The organism is Pseudomonas sp. NPDC087817, assembly GCF_044742875.1.
GTDB lineage: Bacteria > Pseudomonadota > Gammaproteobacteria > Pseudomonadales > Pseudomonadaceae > Aquipseudomonas.
Genome location: NZ_JBIUVJ010000005.1, coordinates 140,592 through 159,805 on the forward strand (window position 1 = coordinate 140,592; position 19,214 = coordinate 159,805).

Below are 19,214 nucleotides of genomic sequence, written 5' to 3' on the forward strand. Positions count from 1 at the left end.
TTCACCAATGCCGGTTTTGCAAATCCCTGCAGGCGCTGTCGCGCCTGACTGCAGTGATTTCAAGGCGCGGTGAGGGGGCGCTCGCTCATGAACGCTTCCAGCCGCGAACGTAACCAGCGCTCGGCCGGGTCGCTGTCGACGTGACTGAGCCAGACCATCGACAGATCGAGCATCGGCGTCTTGAAAGGAAACGGCTCTTTGAACAGCAATCCGGACGCAGCCATGGCCTCGGCGGTGTAATCCGGCAGGCTGGCAATCAGATCCGTCCCGGCCAACAAGGCAGGCAATGAGCTGTATTGCGGCACTGACAACACGACCTGCCGGGTGCGACCGAGTTCGGCGAGCCACTCGTCAGCGTAACCACTGATGTTCGCCGTGTGGGAAACCAGCACATGGGGCCGCGAGCAGTATTCATCGAGGGTCAACGGTGAGTCGGATGCATCGGCACGCAGGATACTCGGCTGGATATGCCGCAGCAGTTTACGTTTGGCATTGGCCGGTAGACCACGGGTCTGGCTGATACCCACGGTGATATCACCCGCTGCGAGCAAGTCGGGAATGCGCCAGTAATCGACGTGTTGCACCACGAACACGACTTTCGGCGCTTCCTGGCGCAGGGCGCGCAGCAAGGGTGGCAACAGGCCGAACTCGACGTCATCGGACAAGCCGATGCGAAAGGTCATGTTGCTGACAGCAGGATCGAAATTGTGCGTCAGGCTCAGCGCGACGGACAGCGAATCGAGCGCCGGCGAGAGATGACGAAACAGTTCTTCGGCACGGGCCGTAGGCTCCATGCGATGGCCGACGCGGATAAACAATGGATCGTTGAACATCGACCGCAAGCGATTGAGCGCCGAGCTGATGGTCGGCTGGCCGAGAAAAAGCTTTTCCGCCGCCCGGGTCACATTGCGTTCGAGCATCAAGGTCTCGAACACCACCATCAGGTTGATGTCAGCCTTGCGCAGTTCATTTCGATTCATCCATTGCTCCCCTGATCCCCAGACTGGAGGCAGTGTAGAAAGTCCTTGGGCCTGGCGTCCATCAGCATCCACACAGTGTTTCAGCGCTTAGTGGACGGTCAGCGTTTTCAACCCCAGCCCCATGACCCGCGCATCATCATTCAAGCCCAGCTGTTGCGGGCTGACGGCATCGGGCAGATGCAACTGAAGTTTCAGCAGACCATTCTTGCCCAACGTCTCGCGGATGGCCGTACTGAGCGGAATTTCCAGCCGGTTGTCTTGCACCTGCGTCAGACGCGTCGACAACACCTGTTCACCATTGATGCTGACGATGACCCGCTGGGTAAGACCTGGCGGCATCACGAATGCCAGTGCCTCCAGCACGATCACTTGGGTATCCGGCTTCACCCGCAGGGTGATTTCAGCCTCCGTCCCTTCGCTCCAGGTACCCCAGGTTTCAGGCGCCGCCCAGCCCTTGGTCAGCTGTCGGCTTTTACGATTGAATGTCTGCACCAGCCCTGACTGGCTGGACGGAATCGAGGACATTGCCCGCCCCTCATCAACCATCGCCAGGCATTGATTGCAGTGTTTCCAGCCCGGTGCCAATACAACAAAATCGTCTACGCGGGTCAGCAGGTCAGTGTCGCTGTGCACACTGTTGATGGCCGCGTCCAACGCCTCATCATCTATGATGTACAGCGAGTCGGCCTCGTAATCGCCCGTCGCCAGCCTGCGCTGCGCACCGAGCTGGGTGCGTTCGAGGACAGAAGGACTCATGCGCCCCATGTACACGGCATCGGTCTGCAATCGATGAGCAGCGGCGAAATCGGCGATGGCCTGCCACTGATCGGGCTGATTTTTCGGGATCATCGCGCGGATATTCTTGTAATGAGCCGCGGCGCTGTCCCAGAAAGGATCATGCATGGGGCTGGCCCAGGTGGATGTCGGTGGCAGCATTTTCGCCGCCCGCAAACTCGCCCAGGCGATGCGGGTATCCACCACTTGCACCACCAGCGCCAGTGCCAGCAAACCGATGGCGGTACGCGTTCGATAGCCCCGCACGACGAAGAACACCAGCAACACGACGATGGCGTAAAACACCGGCCAGAACATGCGACCCGAGGCGCGAAAAATACTCGCCAGACGCTCAAGGATTTTGGGTAGCGGATAGCTGAACGTGTGCGTGCCCCAACCGATCTGGTTCGACAGTGCGAACAGGGTCAATCCCAGCATCGCCAACACCAACCAGGGCCGGCTGCGCAGCAGCGCCTTCAAGGAAATGCCGCTTCTGAACCAGGCGATGCTCGCCAATGGCAGCAATAACAGAACCCCGAGGCCCAGATAATTGAAGCCTTCATAATCGCCGCCGCCGTTGGCAAGGTTTGGCAGAACATATGACCAGCCATCCGAATCGACCAGGGACAGCAGATTCATTCGATACCAGCCAAACCCGCCACCGCCCGCGCCGTCGACAATGCTGAAATACCCGGCTTGCCAGCAGCACACGCTGACCAGGGCAAACAGACTGGCGAACTCGATCAGGCCCTGACGTCGGGTCAGCCTGCCTACCCAGACCTTGCCAAGCAGATCCGCCACCCAGATCAGCGCCACCATCACCAACAGATACGCATGCACCAGTGCGGTGGCGGCCAGTAATGCGCCCCATGCCAGGCGCCGCCGTTGGAGCATCGGCTGCAGCGCCAGGTAAAGGGGCGCCAGAATCAGGAAGTGTCCGGCCAGGGACAAGTGCCCTCCGGTACGAAGAAACATCGGCGGAGAAAACACCAACAGCCCCGCGCCCAGCAGTCGAAGCACGGGGTTATCAGTCATCAACCCGAGCAATTGCCAGGCAAACCAGGCCTGCAAAACGAAACAGGCCAGCAACCAGATTCCGAAATACTGAAAGGTGTCCGGCAACCAGCCACTGAACGGTTTGAACAGCAACGCCATCAGTGGATTGGAGTCAGAAAAGATGATCGCGCTGCCCAACTCCAACCCATACGACGGGTTGAGCCCGAGCGGAAACGTCCAGGGCGAATGACGGAAATTCACCCAGCCCAGGTAATGCGTTGCCGGATCACCGTCCTTCAACCAAGCGATGTTCTGCGGATCCAGCGCCTGTGGACCGATCACCAGGAAGAACACCAGCACGCCCAGCAGGATCGGTAGCAACGCGAGGGCCGGATGGGTGTTCGAAACCTTCATCGATACGTCCAGAAGTTATGCAGCACAAAAGTGAATGCCGGAATCGTCAGCGCCACCGCACCGATGCCCAACAGATAGTGGAGCCCGGCCATTTGCGCAGCCCAGGCAACCAACATCGCCAATAAAAACCCACCCAGCGATACCAGCAGAAAACGCATCAGGGTTCTGCCATGCAGCCGGGCCGAGAAACTCCAGGTGGTGTTGATCACGTAGGAAACGACGGTCGCGACGGCAAAAGCCACGCCGTTGGCAAGCGGTGGCTGAGGGGCGATGAAATTGATGAACAGCACCGCGACCAGGGCATGCAAGCCAGTGACGAAAATCCCGGTCAAGGCAAAACGCAAACCGCGCTGGATCAACAGGGATTTTTCCGCTGAGGTCACGGTTTTTGCGCCAGCACAAAAACGCTCAAACCGGCGAGGCGATTGGTGCGCATCAATGGCAGCTCCAGGCTGCAAAGGGCCTTGAGCACCGAGTTCACCAGCGGGTGATGACGCTTGAGCTGCGAGCGTGGCGTTGCAGTCTGCGGGCCCTGTGGCAGCAAACGCAGTGCCGCCGCAATCGGGAACACCGCGCCGAAATAATAGGCACCGCGCTGCACCGTCAGGCCGGCATCGCGAGCCAGTGTTTCGAACTGTGCCAGGGTGTAGCGGCGCTTGTGTTCAAGGAAGTCGTCGTGACCGCTCCAGAGAAACTGGAACGCCGGCACCGTCATCAGAAAACGGCTGCCGGACGGCACTTTGTCGACGTATTCCTTGAGCAGACCGAGGTCGTCATCGACGTGTTCAAGGACATCCATCAGCAGCACGAGATCGGCGTCAATGGTTTCGATGCCGCGCCGGTAATGCACCGGTTTGCCGGTGGTGGTTGCATCTGAATCAACGGGGTAGCTGATATCCACGCACCAGGCCTCACGCGCATCGGTCTGGCTCAACAGATGATGGGAGAAAAACCCGGAACCGGCGCCCACATCGAGAATCCGCTTGATCGGCGCATCGCCGAGCAAGCGACGGGTGGCTGCTGCTTTGGAGCAGTAATACCAATGCTCGCCGATGCTGTCGCCGAGGATGTCGGTTTCCTTGAGATCCATGTGTCAGTCCTTGGGGTCGTAGACGCGACGCACCAGATAAACCGGCCGGCGTTTGGATTCGATATAAGTGCGGCCCAGGTACTCGCCGAGCACACCGATGCCAATCAATTGCAGGCCGCCAAGGAACGTGACCGCGACCATCAGCGAGGCGTAACCAGGCATGTCGACACCGTGGACCAGCGTACGCACCACGATAAAAATGGCGAAGGCAAACGACACCAGCGACACAAGTGCCCCGATGTACGTCCAGATCCGCAACGGTTCGGTGCTGAAACTGGTGATGCCTTCCAGGGCAAAATTCCACAGTCGCCAGCCGTTGAACTTGCTGTGCCCGGCCACGCGCTCGGGGCGCTCGTAATCGACGTGAGTGGTGCGAAATCCGACCCAGGCGAACAAGCCTTTCATGAAGCGTCGGGACTCCGGCAAGGTCAGCAACGCATCGACCACACAACGATCCATCAGGCGGAAGTCGCCGACGTTCTCCGGCAATGGCTGTTCGGCGATTTTATTGTGCAGGCGATAGAACCAGTGCGCCGAGGTCTGCTTGGCCCAGGTATCGCTGCGGCGACTGATGCGATGGCCCAGCACCACTTCGTAGCCTTCCCGCCAGCGCTCGATCATTTGCAGGATCACTTCAGGCGGATCCTGCAGATCGGCATCGATCGGCACCACGATCTGCCCCGTCGCCATTTGCAGACCGGCAGACAACGCCGCCTCTTTGCCGAAGTTGCGACTCAGATCGACGATGCGCAGGCGCGAGTCTCGCTGCTGGCGCTCAAGTAAACGCTGCAACGTGGTATCAGTGCTGCCGTCATTGACGAACACCAGTTCAAGGTCAATTGACGGTTGGGTCTGAAAGACCTCATCTATGCGCAGGAGAAACGTGTCGAGACTGTCCTCCTCGTTAAAAACGGGGACAACCAGCGATAACGTCACCCGAACGGCCTGTTGCGTTCCGTGCTCAGTCAAAGGAGTGCTCTTTTTATAGTGTTTGTCGGTCGACGAAAGATTTTCGACGCCATGAGCCGTCCCGTATTAAGCAGTAGCGTCGACGGCGTTGCAAGGGTCAAACGGCGTCATATCGGCCAAACCAGAGGCCTGACCCGGCGCTCTAGTCCGCACTCCTCAGAAACATCCGCGAACGATTGGAAACAAATGTCCGATAGCCAAAACACTCGCCTGCGCTAGGCTTGCGTCGATGCGCCACACAGGCTGTCGCACGCACAAATCGCATGGAGCGAACTGAATGTATTTCGAGATTTACAGGCAATCCAGAGGCACCCCAAGCACCGGCAAAGGCCAATGGCGGTGGAGGCTGCGCGCGGGCAATCACGAGACCATCGCCAGCGGCGAGTCGTATGTGAACAAGGCGGATTGTTTGCATGTGATCGCGCTGATCAAGGGTGCAACGGGAGAGACGCCGGTCAAGGAGATTTAACCGCGAGAGCCAATGCACGACTGCGTCCTACAGCCCTTTCCTTTTTTGTTCGAACCAGTGGCGAGTTATCCCAACGCCTCTACGCTGACCGGCGTATGGGGCAATCCGGCCCTGTTCCACCTGATCAATCGAACTCGAAAGGAGCCGTAAAAATGGCTAGAGACAAAGCGAAAGACGACAAGCACTTCAACTGCTCGCAAGAACACGAAGCGGACTATGTCGCCGGCCTCTACCCACATGCCAAGGACGAAGTGAAAACCTTCCTCAGCTCGGCATGCAAGGACAAGACGCTGCACAACTCGACGCATAAGGATGTGTATGAATTGATCAAACGGAAGCTGGGGCACTCGCAGCCGTGAGTGATTGATTGCGGGGAGTTTTAGACCCTGCAAACATGGAAAAGCCCCACATAGTGAATTCTGTGGGGCTTTTCCAAGGCACCGAAAACAAAAAATCCCCGTAGATTTTCATCTACGGGGATTTTTCTATATATGGCGGAGAGATAGGGAATCTCCGATTTCAAAACTACAGCCCACAGAGCACGGTATTTCTTGGCTTCCGACCTCAAGAGTGGTCAAATTGAGTGGGCAAATCAGGAATAAAAAATGGCCGACTACCTCACACGAAAAAAGGGCGAATCGAGATGGTACGTGCGCATGACGGTTCCCCCGGAAGTCCGTCATGCATTTGGTGGACGTGCCAAACTTATCAAAACCACTGGCACCAGTGACTTAACCGAAGCGAAAGCTATAGCCATGCGCGTCGCTGGTCAGTGGAAGGCAGAGATTGAGAAAGCTAAGGAGCTAAAGCTCAACGCTCGTGACCAGTGGCGTCCCGAACTCGCAGATAAAAGCTTGAACCTGCAACAACAAATAGATGCAGCGTTGTTAGATGCCGTCAAGAATCCACCCAAGGGTTTAGGCGGTACAGCCGCTGAGATTTACGTCCGTTCTGCGAAGCTGCAAGAGGAAATAAAAGAGTTCTTGCGAGATGCTCAGCAGTTGGAGATACAAGGTGCCACCGGCCTTGTAGACCGTTTAAGAGCTGACCTTGAGTCAGAGCCAATCACGATGGTTGACGCGGTGATGCGTTCCGCTCAAACCGTACAAAACACTATGGTTCAGCTAGCCGAACGCAGACATGGGCTTTCTACGCATGATCTGAGAGAAGCTCACGAGATTATCCAAGAACCAACAAGCTACAAACCAGTTTCTCCTATTACAGCGCATCGCCTAGAAAAATTTCGAGCATACCGCGTAAAAGATGGTATTGCGGCTAAGACCATCGACCAGCAGGAAGCCAAGCTCATCAAGCTGTCTGGTTACCTCCGTGATCAAGGTGCATCGCTGACAAGTACCACCGTTGCCGCGTGGTTAGAAACGCTTAATCTATCGAGCAAAACCAAAGCTCAATACTTACTAGCAGGTTCAACGTTTTGGCGGTGGGCAATGAAGACTGATGCGCGTTGGCAAGAGTTGCACCTGGGACTGGACAACCCGTTCAAAGGACAAGAACTTCCCAAGGTGCGTGGTAAAGCCAAGGCAGATGCAGCCCGCAAGGCATTCGCCCCAGAGCAGATTGAATACTTGTACGGAGTTGCCCAAGCTGAAGGCAACCAGACGTTGTGCGATTTAATCATGCTCGGTGCCTACACTGGATGCCGTATCGAGGAGCTAGCCCAGCTTCGCAAAGATACGGTGTTGAAGATCGAAGGGGTTCTGAGCTTCACCATTGAAGACAGTAAGACTGTTGCAGGTATTAGACAAATACCAATACACCCATCCCTGTTGACCACCGTTGAGCGCCTGAATGCTGATAGTACGGACGGTTTCCTCCTGCCAAGCTCAGCAGGGAACAAGTACGGGATTCGATCCGACTCACTCAGCAAAGCATTCGGTAGATTGAAAACAGCACAAGGCTTCGGCAAGCAGCATGTATTCCACAGCGTAAGAGCAATGGTCGTAACTTTATTACTACGAAGCGGAGTTCCCGGCCCTACTGTTGCGAACATCGTCGGTCACGAGACAGGTTTGGTTACATTCGATGTCTACGACGAAGGTGCCAGCCCAAAACAGAAACTTGACGCACTCTCTAATCTATCATTCGAATTTAGTTTTTTGTAAACTTAAGTGTGAAAAACATATTACTCTTAGTTGACAAATATGAACTAAAGTGTTATACTTTAAATATGAATCGAGCAACATCAATGCTAATTAACAATCCTTCGTAGTTTCGTATTTCCTTCCGTTGTAAATCAGCTATCTCGGTAGCAACCCTCTAAGCAAACTGGTCTGTCACTTCTTCTTTTTCTTCCGAGTGACGGACTTTTTTGTGCCCTAAATAAAATATGTCAAATTCTAATCACAGTTAACTGTCGAAGTAAGCTGTGCATCATCTATAGGAAAACAAATGAAATTCACACAATGTATTGTTTGTGCTACACCGCTTATTAACCGTAGGGCTGATACTAAGACCTGTACCAGCAAATGTAGAACAGAACTCTATCGTCGAAACAGAACAGGAACCGTCCTTCTCCAAATACGAGTTCCAATCGTTATGTACACAGATCTTGCTCTTAAGACTTTTAACGACGGAGTAAGTGTGAATGACCGTCTGCTACGTCAGCTGGAATGTTTGTGAATACTGTGTTCATACACTAAACCCACTCCCACACATAACGAGGTATAAATACCCAAGGAGGTAATCATCAGTAATTACTTTGCAATCAACGCACCATCAAACCTAATCATTGGTGTTGTAACCTGTAGCTACATCCCGCAGGACAGTAAGTTAAAGAGATTTGTCTTAGCCAATGACAAGGCATTAGACATCTACTACCGACACCTTGCTAAACAAGATTCAACGCTGTTAGACATTGGTGAGTTAATGGCCCGCTCTGCGTATATAGGCGATCAAGTGTCAGGCGGTAGGGTTGGTAATGCAAAGCCAATGAAGATCCGAATAAGAGACGAACAACGTAAGCTGTTTGTAGACCGTGAAACACAAGTGAAGATGTGGATTGACGCTAATCCTAACGCTACTCCATATGAATTGGATGAAGCATTGAACACAAGCATCTATTCCGCTCGTGCCTACCTGCTGAATACGCAAACATCGCTTAACGGTTTTACTGGGCTGTAGAGCATGAAAAGTGGCAACCCTACATAGGGTGTCAGTAGACACTTTTGCACCTCTGGAGGCCACGTAATACGTGGATCAAAACATCAAATATCGCATTATCTCAGCCTAACTTGAAGGCGAGGCTCAACTGTGGAGGAAAGGAATGGTTTACATGTACGAAACGTATGACATGAGTGAGTGGAATACTTACCCTGATGTGATGAAATGTCTAAGCGCTCTGCGCATTGCTGCCAGTGAAGGCAACAAGATGTTGTACCAATATGCTCAAGATACGCTGGGTAAGCTGATTGAACATCATGGTTTACAACCAACTGCCACTTGCATTGAGAGGAATGCAGTTCAAGCCCAGTCGTATGCAAGTTTTAGGTACGGTCGACAATTGAGGGCCGCAGCATGAACGGACTGGATCAATTTAAAAGAGCAGCAGCCAAAGTAAAGGCAAGGAAAGAAGCTGAAGCACTGGTTGCTACATCGGCCGAGGCTGCTAAAGCGAACGTGCAATCAGCTGTACATACAGTAGTACCAAATACTACTAAGACCTTGGTAAAACACGTACAGCTGACAGATGCTGAACAGTCTGAGGTGGATGAGCAATTTAGATTAAAGCTACAAACTACTATTATCGGGCATTTCAAGAAACTAAGAGGAGTAAGCAAATGAGTAAACATGATAAAAAAATTAAGATCCAAGGTGTACCACCTGCATGGGATGATCAAGAGTACTTGCGTCGGCTTGATATGGAGCTGCATGCATATCATCACACTGCTGCCAGCCTTGAGATGATACATGCTCCATTGGAGCATAACTTTCTCAACCTTGTGATTGAGAAGGCTCAGCAAGGATATAGCGTTAGCACTCGCTACCCTGTTGAACATGGCCAACTATCGCATACGGTTATGATGATCAAGCCCCTTGAGATGCAAGAAGCTGACATTGAACACCTGAAGCAAAAGACGAAGGCTGACTATGTTGAGCATCTGAAGTCCGAACACAAACGTTATCAAGACTTACTGCGTGAACAATTGGTACAAGCTGATGAAGAAAGACAACGACTCCAGCGCGAGAAAGAAGAAGCTAAAAAACAGGATGTCATCAATAAGCAAGTGGAACAATGTTATTCCCCGTTGGTTATTCCCGATGATATTCCTGAACAAAAAGCCGTTGAATTTTCGACAGATATGCAAGGTTAACCCAATATCAAACGAAGCCCTGTGGTGGCTATCTTAACGGTTGACCATGGGGCTTTTTCATGTGTGTACGCCATACCGTTGCCCTGAGTGGCTCATGCAAGCGTTGTTCGTGAGACAGCTTTCATCAGCACCACCGATTCTAAGCGGTTCAGAGAAATAGTGTAGGGCTGATTATCAGCAAGAATTCACCTTTTTGATTTCTCTACAGTTGCATTAATTGACCTGTAATTACTCTACAGATTAAATTACGTCAGCTTATACGTCGCTCACACAGTCCCTGTCGAAATTGATGTGTGATCCTGCGCCGGTAAGCGATATCGATCGAAATATTTTCATACTGATCTGGCAGTTACCGTGAGGAATGCCTATGAGCTGAACTAACAAATGGAGAAAAACAATGAGCAAAACCATACAACAGTGGAACGCACAGTGTCGCTGCAAAGGTTGCACTGGTCACGGCTTGGGTTGGATCAAGCATGTACAACCTAAGAGTTATCAGCCGAGGCTACACCACTGCAACGATCAGAATGTAAGTCGCACACACAACATTGATGGATTCAGTGTGAACCCAGCTACGGGCGAAATAATGGGGATCTACACAATCCAAGATTATCATCCGGAGCCATACGGCTATACGATTCAAGCAAAGAAAAATGTTGCTAACCGATCTTGCTTTGTAATGTCTGATGATGGCACCCCAATTGACATTGGTGCTACCTCAAACATTGCAACTCAATGCTCAGGGGACGTCATTCAGTTTCCTGCACAGGCCGATTATCGGAAGTCGAACGCAGGCTCCCCTGTTATTAATCTGACCAACCCCATTTGCGGATACTTGCAGTTCTTCAGATTTGACGGGCACTCAACCTCCTGGATAGATGATTGCGTTATCGGAGCGTGTGGCACACAGGTAGAGCGAGAAGGTGGCGGCACGCCGACAACGGGACGTTTCAACGTGTCCCCCGGTGATGTACGTAGAGTTTTGTATCTGCCTGAAATCTCGACTGAAACAGCTGCTACAGTGCTTTGCAATCACAACGTAGAGCCTATGAGCATCCGTCAGGTTGAGCGTGTTGTTCAAGCTGCACGAATTGCACTTGGCGGTCTAATGCTTCACCTTGAGCGTCGTCCAGAGTTACTGGAGCAGTTCAATTATACGCTAGATTTCGATGCGTTCTGGAAGGAGCGTGGTGGACAGCTTCGTGGTGCATCTCTCGAAAAATTAGATGCAATTTTGCTATTCCAGCAAGATCAAAGCCTAACGATCAAACATATGGCTGAACGGTTTGGCGTACACAGGAATACAGCAAGCAAGTGGAGGCAGGAAGCACTGATGCACAATTAACGACAGATCTATAAGAGAGCGAAGCGAACGTGATTCTTGATGTCGGAGGTCATCCACTTGGTTTCCAAAGGGATACTCTAGAAAAGATAAGGAAGAAGAGGGGCGCCCCCCCCCCTCAAAACGTCAAAGTAACTATTCCTGTGCAACGCACAGAAGCATGTACTTATAAAGTAGTGATAATCATGTACTGACGTACATAGGCAGATCAAGAGCTTGGTGGTCTTATTGACTCACCTCGTGAAAATCATTCACACCTTTGGTGCTCACTGGCTAACACTGGATCTATGAGTGTCAATCTGTAAAGACATGTAGGCGAGGTGAACGGAGTGAGCTGCTTTTAGAGGGAAGGATGAAATAATCATCCCCTCGCTTTTGATCTTTCTTGTGTGTCACACACACAAATACCTACCTGTTGAATCAATAGCCTATGTACGTTCCATATACGGCGACTTCCTGTACCTGTATGAGTGTGTATCAGGATCTTCAACAGGGCATATTGGTGTCGATTCTGACCTTAAATATCAGTCATGACCTGGGTCACGAGTTGATTAATTGGCTGACATGCCGATGTCTATTGGTGATGGGTTACTTATCTGGTAAGCACTGTCAGTAATCGGTCGTGATTGGCTAATGATTCGTCACATTTCTTCCATTCTAGGTCATTTTGATATTGATTCTCAATCGACAATAGATTTCATTGTGTTCGATGATCAGTTATTCGCCAAAGTGAATACCTGATGTTGTCAAGAGTTTTTATTTTGCTCATTGTCACTGCATGGTTGTTCCACCTAGGTTTGACAAACCATAGGCTGAAAAGTAAAATCAGTACCATCAACAAGGCACTCTGCCAGACCACACAGGAATGATACTTAAATGAAAAGCGTTGTCGCCTACCTTCGAGTTTCCAGCGGTAAACAGGAGCGCTCTGGCTTAGGTACCAAGGCACAACGTGAGTACATTGCCACCGCCGCCAAGTCGAATGGCTGGAACATCGTTGCTGAGTTTGTCGAAACTGTCAGCGGCAGCATCGCACCAGCCGACCGCCCTGAATGCTCCAAGGCCATTGCTGCCTGTAGGGAATATAGTGCCGATTTTGTAGTTGCCAAGCTTGATCGTGTAGGTCGAGACGTTGAACACGTTGCTGGGTTGATGAAACGCGTAGACGTGAAGGTAGCTACCATGCCAAACGCTGATAACTTCGCATTGCACTTGTTCGCAGCGCTCGCTGAACAAGAACGTAAGTTCATTGCTCAGCGTACTAAGGACGCAATGGCAGCTTTGCAGCGTGATGCTGATGCTGGTAAGGCCGAGGCCGTGGCAAAGGTTAATCGTCGTACACAAGGACTTGAGAAAGGTCGTGGTAAAGCTACCGGGAAAGAAGGTAAGGCAACTATTGCAGCGGTAGCGAAAGCAGCAGCATTGAACGCGGTAACCCGTCCACACATCGAAGCGTGCCTGTACAACAAGCTCAACACGTTGCAGGCCGTAGCCGATTGCCTGAATACCAAGGGCATCATCACTTCGCGTGGTAGTGCATGGAATCCAACAGCAGTTCGCCGCCTGATGATTGCCCTTGACCTGAGCTTTGACAAGGCAGCTTAAAGCCGCGGTCATAGAGCAACAAGCCTAACCCTATAGGGCGAGTTGGATAGCACCGCTAGCACCTCGCCACGAGCCTTCTATGAGCTTCTGGCGGGGTGTTTTAGTTTGTAGCGGGGGGGATTTTAGATATCTGAAGTACTGGACTACCAGTGCAGCAAGGTACAGGCTCGACACTGTCGATATCGGACGGGGGATTTGACCACCATACTTCCGTTGGCTGTTTTGAAGATGGTGGTTTCATTTTGGCGGGGGTAGTTAATCTCGCTGCAATAACTTCTTAAGAGCATCGGTGGATTCTTGCGCGCTTTGGATATCCTCAGAAATCTCCACCATACAGTCAACCAAAATGCATGCCATGATGGAGCTGAGTCTACTTATCAGTCGCCGTTATCGCTGGATGAAACTCATCAACACAAAGTTTGTTCCAGTAAGCATCTTCGAACCCGGAGAGCATGCCCACATCTCTCGCCTGCGCTGTTTCCGATGGATTTTCAATCTTAACCGTATAAGTATCGAATGTGCCAAGGTTCTCATTTGAGACGCTTCTCGAAGCGAATCGCACGCTATCCGCATAACCGCCGAAGCTATTTTTTCCATCTACAAACCCGCAGACGGATATCTCTCTTCGAGCACCTGATTTTCTCTCAACGACGTAAGATGATCGAATAACCATAGAGTTTGGGTCTTTCATTTTAGCTCTTAAAGACTTCTCGACATCATCCATGGCCCAGCCGACCGGGCCAATGGCCTTGTTCCTGATGAAAGCCCCTACTACGACCACAACAGGGACAAGCACGATTACCGCGATCCATTTAACAGCTTTCATAGGTTTCCAAGCTCCGTTCTTCAGTGCCATCCACAAGTAGTTGTGTCGCCAGTTGAGATTCGTAATTTCAGGGGGGGGTAGCGGTGACTGGGCCGAAGTCTCCTGAAGCTAACAATCAGTCCGTATTCACGTCCCTGGGCAAGATTTCGCTAGACGAGTTTTTCGCACCAGTCTCAAGCAATGCCAGACTTGGCCTCGCAATATCTACGCTGATCGCCCATCAATTGGCCAATTTGTCTCTTAGCCCGCAACTGGCGTCAAGGTGCAGATTATCCCAAATTCAGATATCTGGAAACCAGATATAGCTTGAGAGGCTAGTCAGGTAGCCGATCAGCCCATGCCAAAAACGATCTATAGACGCGAGCACGCGGTGCTTCTCTCACTGTTGAAGAAATACAGAAAGGCAGCGGGACTCACTCAAGTTCAATGCTCAAAAGCCCTGAACCGCCCGCAGTCATTCATGAGCGATGTGGAAGGCGGGACGCGTCGGCTGGATATCGTGCAGCTCCGCGACCTGTGTGAGGTATTGGGACTTAGCCTTCCAGAATTGATAACTGAATTTGAAAAATCTTTGTCTGGTGGATGAGCGAGTCTGTAACGCTGAAATCATGTTGCTTGATATAATCTATGCCGCTCGCTCACACCTACAGTTTTTTCGCGTGCAGGATGACAGTCCTTTAGTAGGGGCGGGCTTTCGCCTTATTATTGTTCCAGATCAGAACACAGTCCGATCCCACCCTTTGCAATATCTGAAAACGGCGGGGTCAAATTCTGAGAGTATCGACTCATGGTTTCGCAGTGTCCGTGGTGCACTGCTTCAAGCGATCAGTGTCCGTACCGCTACCTTCACTGGTATCAATGTCGCCATTAGCATCAAGGTAAATATGAGTCGTCGGCCACTTCGGGGTGACGTTGACGCAATGGTTGCGAGTCTTGGCACCCCACCAATAGAACTCCATAAAGAAGTCTTCGTCTGGGAAGATATGACCAAAGTCCAGCGACGATTCACCGGGGTACAAACCACCGCGACCACTTCTATAAATCCTATCCTGTGTATTCCAGACAGCCCCAAGTTTTTCGGTAGCCTCCTTTGAATAGTGGACGATCACCGTCGGGGTTGCGATGTACCAGAATGCAAGCGGCGAGAGCAGCAGCAGAAGTACGGCAAAAAATCGCCTGTATCTAGTTGGTATGACATTTGTGCGCACGTACACCGTCTCCCCACTCTGTTGGTGATACTGCCAACACTTTGTCCATAACCATTTTGGCTGTGATACCTCCATTCGGGTGCTCCTTGAAAAGCTGCACGCCTATCTGAATCGATATTCGGTCGGGAGCATCGTCAAAGGCGCGGGCCCCTTCAACATTCCCGGAACGGTGTGGGCCGGGAAGTGGTTTTTCAGGTGTCTGTTGCGTTAGGATTTCTACGATTTTTTCTTCCGCTTTTCGAATGAAATCTGAGGCATATTGTTCAACGCCCGCACCGTCTGAAAGAGCGCTCTCGGACAAACCACCAGCCATCCCCACATACCCGTAATGGACGTTCGACCAAATGTCGTAGAAGTAATCGTAGTCTCCTTGTTTGTGCCAAACGCCTCCAATAATCTTGGGAATCTTTTTCTTGTGATCCCAATCCATACCCTGCCCCACGCGCTCAGTCCAAAGTGCCATAGCAGCCGCAACATTTGCAGCGCCAATAGTTTGAGGACTGGTCGCACCTACTTGAGCATACCAAGGCAGCTCCATTTGCTTTCGAGTTTCTTCCGCAACGTCGTAGCTCAATAGCTCTTTCATCTTCAAGACTGATGGGTGATGGATGTTGGTATTTATCTCGCCAGCAATGTAACTTGCCAGTTCTTCCATCATGTCATGGTCTTTACAGACAGTAGGTGCCGCTTTCTCCTCAGGCTCCTTACCGGCAGCCTTAGGGTCTACCAAAGCGTTCGCTGCTAAGGCTTTCTCTTTGAGATTCGGGTCGGCCAACAAGGTCGCCATTTTCTCATCGTCTACGGTGCCATCTGGGCGGAACGCTCCCAGTGCCATGAAGTTGATGATCGTTGCACTGCCAGCATCGCCCATTACAAACCCGCCACCGACATCACCTGATCCCGTGATGATCGTTCCGCCGTGACTCGTGGGACTGCCCAAGTGGGCCATAGGACGGCCATTCACCTGGATCGATGGAAACCCTGTGGTGATTACGGCGCCACAACCACACGTATCGCCAACACGAGCCGACCCCATGAAATTGATATTCACGTTGCCACTGGCGGAGGCAATTGGAGTGGTGCCATGACCGGGCAATGGACAAACATGTTTGTCACCCAATCGTGCGGAAGAAATCATAAATCGTCCTTGAATCGTTGTGAGGAATTCCAGCGTGAAGCTGGTGCAGAATGACGTTACCGGGAGGATCAAGCGTTGGCTGTAGGACGAATCCCAAAAGCCTCGTTGATTGCTCCCCGCATTCCGTGTCGTTTATTGAGGAGCGGAGGATAAACGTTCAGGTAGTAGCTTTGAATGGTGGCCATAGGCCAATCAGATCCGTTGCACCGCGTAATTCACCGTCAGGTAAGAGTGGAAGCAAAGGCAGTCATCGGGAAGAGCAGAGTCGGCTATTTGGAGCATAAAACGACTACTCGTCATTGTAGCGAGCAGCCTCCCAATCCAGTTGGTCAATGTCGTGCTTGATGTTGATGAACTGCTGACCAATCGCTTTATCGATCCAACCATACTGCTGGATGATTCGTGGATTTATCCATCCAACAAATGCGAAAGCTAAAATCTGGCTTCTCCAGCCTTTCTGATAAGCAGGAACATCGAACCTTCTCCAGCCTTTCAGAGCATCTTCACTCCCGAGCGCATACCAAGGGCTGTCGTACGCATTCTCGAAAACCAAATTGACGCTTTTTCGCTTCCAATAATTGTTCATCTGACGCTTACAACTCTCAAAGTTAAATTGTTGACCTTGCGTCAAATCGTGTACAGCCCCCTTGATATGAACTTCGGCCAGTCTACGAGCTTTATAGCGAATTACTTCATTGAGCAAAGCTACCATGAGAAACTCCGTAAGAGGTGGATATGAGAATTTCTCGGATCAGTGGAATCACTACCCGACTTCACACGGTAGACTCGGGTCCTCGGTAACCTTGTCGCTCAAAGTCATACCAAGGGCTGTGATTTTTCCATTTTAGTCCTCGCATTTCGACTCCCATACCGCTGGTGAGATGGGACATTTCCTTTTTGTCCTCTTCAGCAGTGTCCTCACCGAACATCATCCCCACCAAGGCACTTCCGAATTTTACATCCAGCGGTTCAGTTGTTTTTGCAAACGCAACCCAGCGAAATTCATTCTCAGCCTTCCAATCGCTCATTTTTTCGAAGAAAAGCTCGCGATAATGCTTTCTTAAATGGATTGCCGGATATCTATCTCGACCATATTTTTCAAGGTCGTCCGTGTTAATGCTAAAGAGTATCTCTTCAAATATGTCTCGGGCAATACCGCGATCTTTGTACTGCACCGCCCCACCAAGCAGTGGTGTGTGCATAGCTAGCTGGGTGGTTATTTCTTTTTCGAGACTCTCGCGGTTGAAGACCAGACAAACGCCGGTGTGTTTTTCAGCGTACTGTGCCCACATCCTAGGCTTGCAAAAACCCCGGTTAAAAATGTCTTGAAGGTGATTGCCGGTCAACGGCCCTGTATCAAGCGAGAAACAAGTCAGCCGCGTATTTCGCTTCAACTCATCTGACAGCCAAGCCGACATAGCATTGCGATCGTAACTTATACGGTCAGATTTTTGTTCAAATGATACGAAATCGAACAACCAGTTTTTACTTTCTTTGGGGTCATTGGTATTCCTATACTCGCCAAGCCGAAGAGTACGATATTTGAGAATGCTATTGATGGCCGTCGCGGCACTGGTGTAATGGTAGAGGTACTTATTGTGATCGGTGACATTGATTATCACGGCTTCATCCTTGGTGGTGATGCATAAGATGGTAATAGTCAATGATGCTGTTGAAGCTGTCGACACTCCATAGAGATTTTACTTCCATCGAAATACTTTACGGGTTGAAAACAGCGCTTCGATTCTGGCTTGGAGGGGCTTGTGCGATTCCAAATAGCCATCACATGGTGGTAGCATAATAGCTACTACAATTCACATGGAACGGCGTTATGGCTCACGAAGTGAAAATCAATCTCCAATCCAAGCTGGTGCAGCGCCAAGACGTGGAAATTGAAGTGAAAAAGGATGGCGGCAAGCTAGGCACCATTCTGATTAGCAAAGGGAATATCGAATGGGTTCCTTCCGGAAACCACGTCAACAAGCATCACCTAACGTGGACACAGTTCGCTGAACTGATGGAAGAAAAGGGAAAACTGCGCAAGATAAAATAACCCATGCATACAGATAGCCCCTTTTCGGGGCTTTCTTTTGCGAAGAAAAAGGGTCGTCGTGGCTGCGACATGCTACCGAGCAGAACACCTCATGACCCGCAACATCATTTGACACTGAGTGGTCAAAGTAAGTGGTCAAACCTAAAAACGATCGCTCACAAAAAAGCCCCGTAAATCAACGACTTACGAGGCTTTTACTTGTATGGCGGAGAGATAGGGATTCGAACCCTAGGTACCGGTGAAGGTACAACGGATTTCGAATCCGTCCCATTCGGCCACTCTGGCATCTCTCCAACGGCGCGCATCATAACAACACTTTTACCGAAAGCAAACCCTCTTTCGAAAATTTCTTCGTGCTATCAGATGCTTGCGTCGATTAAAGCGGTACACCCAGACGATTGGCGACTTCTTCGTAGGCTTCGATGACGTCACCGAGGCCCTGGCGGAAGCGGTCCTTGTCCATCTTCTTCTTGGTGTCCTTGTCCCATAGACGGCAGCCGTCCGGGCTGAACTCGTCGCCCAGGACGATGGAGCCGTCACTGAACACGCCGAATTCAAGCTTGAAGTCGACCAGCAGCAGGCCGGCGTCGTCGAACAGCTTGGTCAGGACTTCGTTGACCTTGAGCGACAGTTCTTTCATGCGAACCAGTTGCTCGGCGGTACCCCAACCGAATGCCACGACGTGGGATTCGTTGATGAACGGGTCGCCCTTGGCGTCGTCCTTCAGGAACAGCTCGAAGGTGTACGGGTTGAGCTTCATGCCCTCTTCGACGCCCAGGCGTTTTACCAGACTGCCGGCGGCGTAGTTACGCACGACGCACTCAACCGGGATCATGTCGAGTTTCTTCACGAGGACTTCGTTGTCGGCCAGCAATTTGTCGAACTGGGTCGGAATACCGGCCGCTTCGAGTTTCTGCATGATGAAGGCGTTGAACTTGTTGTTCACCATGCCTTTGCGGTCGAGCTGCTCGATGCGCTTGCCGTCGAACGCCGAGGTGTCGTTGCGAAACAGCAGGATC

21 protein-coding genes and 1 tRNA gene are annotated in these 19,214 nt (G+C 51.3%); 10 read left to right on the plus strand and 12 right to left on the minus strand.

Annotated features, from left to right (window positions below; all coding sequences use genetic code 11):
- Nucleotides 1-59 precede the first annotated feature (59 nt).
- The 5 genes from ACIONG_RS07360 to ACIONG_RS07380 all read right to left on the minus strand — a co-directional run bounded on the left by ACIONG_RS07360 (nucleotide 60) and on the right by ACIONG_RS07380 (nucleotide 5,223).
- Nucleotides 60-980: a LysR substrate-binding domain-containing protein gene (locus tag ACIONG_RS07360; protein WP_401297767.1), complete on the minus strand. Its 921-nt coding sequence runs from the start codon at nucleotides 978-980 to the stop codon at nucleotides 60-62.
- Between the two features lie 87 nt (nucleotides 981-1,067).
- Nucleotides 1,068-3,164, minus strand: a complete 2,097-nt coding sequence (locus ACIONG_RS07365; RefSeq protein WP_401297770.1) for a DUF6311 domain-containing protein — start codon at nucleotides 3,162-3,164, stop codon at nucleotides 1,068-1,070.
- The gene (locus ACIONG_RS07370) at nucleotides 3,161-3,547 is read right to left on the minus strand and encodes a GtrA family protein (RefSeq protein ID WP_103307069.1); all 387 of its coding nucleotides are present in this window, start codon (nucleotides 3,545-3,547) and stop codon (nucleotides 3,161-3,163) included. The genes ACIONG_RS07365 and ACIONG_RS07370 overlap by 4 nt, the downstream gene beginning before the upstream one ends.
- On the minus strand, nucleotides 3,544-4,254 hold the full coding sequence (locus ACIONG_RS07375; protein WP_401297774.1) for a class I SAM-dependent methyltransferase: 711 nt from the start codon (nucleotides 4,252-4,254) through the stop codon (nucleotides 3,544-3,546). The genes ACIONG_RS07370 and ACIONG_RS07375 overlap by 4 nt, the downstream gene beginning before the upstream one ends.
- A gap of 3 nt (nucleotides 4,255-4,257) precedes the next feature.
- Nucleotides 4,258-5,223, minus strand: a complete 966-nt coding sequence (locus tag ACIONG_RS07380; protein ID WP_213027843.1) for a glycosyltransferase family 2 protein — start codon at nucleotides 5,221-5,223, stop codon at nucleotides 4,258-4,260.
- A gap of 277 nt (nucleotides 5,224-5,500) precedes the next feature.
- Between ACIONG_RS07380 and ACIONG_RS07385 the strand changes: the two genes are divergently transcribed.
- From ACIONG_RS07385 to ACIONG_RS07420, 8 genes are all read left to right on the plus strand, one after another.
- Nucleotides 5,501-5,692 (plus strand): DUF1508 domain-containing protein, encoded by a 192-nt coding sequence (locus tag ACIONG_RS07385; RefSeq protein ID WP_103307075.1) that lies wholly within the window; start codon nucleotides 5,501-5,503, stop codon nucleotides 5,690-5,692.
- Between the two features lie 152 nt (nucleotides 5,693-5,844).
- Nucleotides 5,845-6,051 (plus strand): hypothetical protein, encoded by a 207-nt coding sequence (locus ACIONG_RS07390; RefSeq protein ID WP_103307076.1) that lies wholly within the window; start codon nucleotides 5,845-5,847, stop codon nucleotides 6,049-6,051.
- Nucleotides 6,052-6,297: 246 nt separating this feature from the next.
- The gene (locus tag ACIONG_RS07395) at nucleotides 6,298-7,815 is read left to right on the plus strand and encodes a tyrosine-type recombinase/integrase (RefSeq protein WP_401297779.1); all 1,518 of its coding nucleotides are present in this window, start codon (nucleotides 6,298-6,300) and stop codon (nucleotides 7,813-7,815) included.
- A 1,169-nt stretch (nucleotides 7,816-8,984) separates the two neighbouring features.
- Nucleotides 8,985-9,230: a hypothetical protein gene (locus tag ACIONG_RS07400; RefSeq protein ID WP_401297782.1), complete on the plus strand. Its 246-nt coding sequence runs from the start codon at nucleotides 8,985-8,987 to the stop codon at nucleotides 9,228-9,230.
- Nucleotides 9,227-9,493 (plus strand): hypothetical protein, encoded by a 267-nt coding sequence (locus ACIONG_RS07405; RefSeq protein ID WP_401297785.1) that lies wholly within the window; start codon nucleotides 9,227-9,229, stop codon nucleotides 9,491-9,493. The genes ACIONG_RS07400 and ACIONG_RS07405 overlap by 4 nt, the downstream gene beginning before the upstream one ends.
- Nucleotides 9,490-10,023: a hypothetical protein gene (locus tag ACIONG_RS07410; protein WP_401297788.1), complete on the plus strand. Its 534-nt coding sequence runs from the start codon at nucleotides 9,490-9,492 to the stop codon at nucleotides 10,021-10,023. Before ACIONG_RS07405 ends, ACIONG_RS07410 begins: the two co-directional genes overlap by 4 nt.
- Before the next feature lie 397 nt (nucleotides 10,024-10,420).
- Nucleotides 10,421-11,368: a hypothetical protein gene (locus ACIONG_RS07415; RefSeq protein WP_401297791.1), complete on the plus strand. Its 948-nt coding sequence runs from the start codon at nucleotides 10,421-10,423 to the stop codon at nucleotides 11,366-11,368.
- An 873-nt stretch (nucleotides 11,369-12,241) separates the two neighbouring features.
- Complete coding sequence (locus tag ACIONG_RS07420; RefSeq protein WP_401297794.1) at nucleotides 12,242-12,970, plus strand: recombinase family protein; 729 nt, start codon at nucleotides 12,242-12,244, stop codon at nucleotides 12,968-12,970.
- A gap of 370 nt (nucleotides 12,971-13,340) precedes the next feature.
- Here the strand turns inward: ACIONG_RS07420 and ACIONG_RS07425 are convergent, their stop codons facing one another.
- Entirely contained in the window at nucleotides 13,341-13,796 is a 456-nt protein-coding gene (locus ACIONG_RS07425) for a hypothetical protein (RefSeq protein ID WP_401297797.1), read from the minus strand.
- A 337-nt stretch (nucleotides 13,797-14,133) separates the two neighbouring features.
- Between ACIONG_RS07425 and ACIONG_RS07430 the strand changes: the two genes are divergently transcribed.
- Nucleotides 14,134-14,382: a helix-turn-helix domain-containing protein gene (locus tag ACIONG_RS07430; protein WP_401297800.1), complete on the plus strand. Its 249-nt coding sequence runs from the start codon at nucleotides 14,134-14,136 to the stop codon at nucleotides 14,380-14,382.
- Nucleotides 14,383-14,581: 199 nt separating this feature from the next.
- Here ACIONG_RS07430 and ACIONG_RS07435 read toward each other — a convergent pair whose 3' ends face one another.
- From ACIONG_RS07435 to ACIONG_RS07450, 4 genes are all read right to left on the minus strand, one after another.
- Complete coding sequence (locus tag ACIONG_RS07435) at nucleotides 14,582-15,004, minus strand: hypothetical protein (protein ID WP_401297803.1); 423 nt, start codon at nucleotides 15,002-15,004, stop codon at nucleotides 14,582-14,584.
- Complete coding sequence (locus ACIONG_RS07440; RefSeq protein ID WP_401297805.1) at nucleotides 14,979-16,142, minus strand: polymorphic toxin type 44 domain-containing protein; 1,164 nt, start codon at nucleotides 16,140-16,142, stop codon at nucleotides 14,979-14,981. The genes ACIONG_RS07435 and ACIONG_RS07440 overlap by 26 nt, the downstream gene beginning before the upstream one ends.
- Nucleotides 16,143-16,431: 289 nt before the next feature.
- Nucleotides 16,432-16,854, minus strand: coding sequence for a hypothetical protein (locus tag ACIONG_RS07445; RefSeq protein ID WP_401297808.1), 423 nt, complete (start codon nucleotides 16,852-16,854; stop codon nucleotides 16,432-16,434).
- A gap of 61 nt (nucleotides 16,855-16,915) precedes the next feature.
- Nucleotides 16,916-17,764, minus strand: a complete 849-nt coding sequence (locus tag ACIONG_RS07450; RefSeq protein ID WP_401297812.1) for a DUF2971 domain-containing protein — start codon at nucleotides 17,762-17,764, stop codon at nucleotides 16,916-16,918.
- A 209-nt stretch (nucleotides 17,765-17,973) separates the two neighbouring features.
- Here ACIONG_RS07450 and ACIONG_RS07455 point away from each other — a divergent pair, with 209 nt between their 5' ends.
- A complete protein-coding gene (locus ACIONG_RS07455) occupies nucleotides 17,974-18,195 on the plus strand; it encodes a hypothetical protein (RefSeq protein ID WP_401297815.1) in 222 nt (73 codons plus the stop codon).
- Between the two features lie 203 nt (nucleotides 18,196-18,398).
- On the opposite strand, the gene ACIONG_RS07460 is transcribed toward ACIONG_RS07455, so the two are convergent.
- Nucleotides 18,399-18,488: transfer RNA gene (locus ACIONG_RS07460), tRNA-Ser, on the minus strand.
- Nucleotides 18,489-18,571: 83 nt separating this feature from the next.
- On the minus strand, nucleotides 18,572-19,214 hold a 643-nt coding region (gene purC, locus ACIONG_RS07465; RefSeq protein WP_401297818.1), incomplete at its 5' end, for a phosphoribosylaminoimidazolesuccinocarboxamide synthase.

What these genes read in the sequence shown, in the direction of transcription:
- ACIONG_RS07360 (WP_401297767.1), bottom strand. Translation starts at nt 980, where the DNA reads ATGAATCGAAATGAACTGCGCAAGGCTGACATCAACCTGATGGTGGTG.
- ACIONG_RS07365 (WP_401297770.1), bottom strand. Translation starts at nt 3,164, where the DNA reads ATGAAGGTTTCGAACACCCATCCGGCCCTCGCGTTGCTACCGATCCTG.
- ACIONG_RS07375 (WP_401297774.1), bottom strand. Translation starts at nt 4,254, where the DNA reads ATGGATCTCAAGGAAACCGACATCCTCGGCGACAGCATCGGCGAGCAT.
- ACIONG_RS07385 (WP_103307075.1), top strand. Translation starts at nt 5,501, where the DNA reads ATGTATTTCGAGATTTACAGGCAATCCAGAGGCACCCCAAGCACCGGC.
- ACIONG_RS07390 (WP_103307076.1), top strand. Translation starts at nt 5,845, where the DNA reads ATGGCTAGAGACAAAGCGAAAGACGACAAGCACTTCAACTGCTCGCAA.
- ACIONG_RS07395 (WP_401297779.1), top strand. Translation starts at nt 6,298, where the DNA reads ATGGCCGACTACCTCACACGAAAAAAGGGCGAATCGAGATGGTACGTG.
- ACIONG_RS07400 (WP_401297782.1), top strand. Translation starts at nt 8,985, where the DNA reads ATGTACGAAACGTATGACATGAGTGAGTGGAATACTTACCCTGATGTG.
- ACIONG_RS07405 (WP_401297785.1), top strand. Translation starts at nt 9,227, where the DNA reads ATGAACGGACTGGATCAATTTAAAAGAGCAGCAGCCAAAGTAAAGGCA.
- ACIONG_RS07410 (WP_401297788.1), top strand. Translation starts at nt 9,490, where the DNA reads ATGAGTAAACATGATAAAAAAATTAAGATCCAAGGTGTACCACCTGCA.
- ACIONG_RS07415 (WP_401297791.1), top strand. Translation starts at nt 10,421, where the DNA reads ATGAGCAAAACCATACAACAGTGGAACGCACAGTGTCGCTGCAAAGGT.
- ACIONG_RS07420 (WP_401297794.1), top strand. Translation starts at nt 12,242, where the DNA reads ATGAAAAGCGTTGTCGCCTACCTTCGAGTTTCCAGCGGTAAACAGGAG.
- ACIONG_RS07425 (WP_401297797.1), bottom strand. Translation starts at nt 13,796, where the DNA reads ATGAAAGCTGTTAAATGGATCGCGGTAATCGTGCTTGTCCCTGTTGTG.
- ACIONG_RS07430 (WP_401297800.1), top strand. Translation starts at nt 14,134, where the DNA reads ATGCCAAAAACGATCTATAGACGCGAGCACGCGGTGCTTCTCTCACTG.
- ACIONG_RS07440 (WP_401297805.1), bottom strand. Translation starts at nt 16,142, where the DNA reads ATGATTTCTTCCGCACGATTGGGTGACAAACATGTTTGTCCATTGCCC.
- ACIONG_RS07445 (WP_401297808.1), bottom strand. Translation starts at nt 16,854, where the DNA reads ATGGTAGCTTTGCTCAATGAAGTAATTCGCTATAAAGCTCGTAGACTG.
- ACIONG_RS07455 (WP_401297815.1), top strand. Translation starts at nt 17,974, where the DNA reads ATGGCTCACGAAGTGAAAATCAATCTCCAATCCAAGCTGGTGCAGCGC.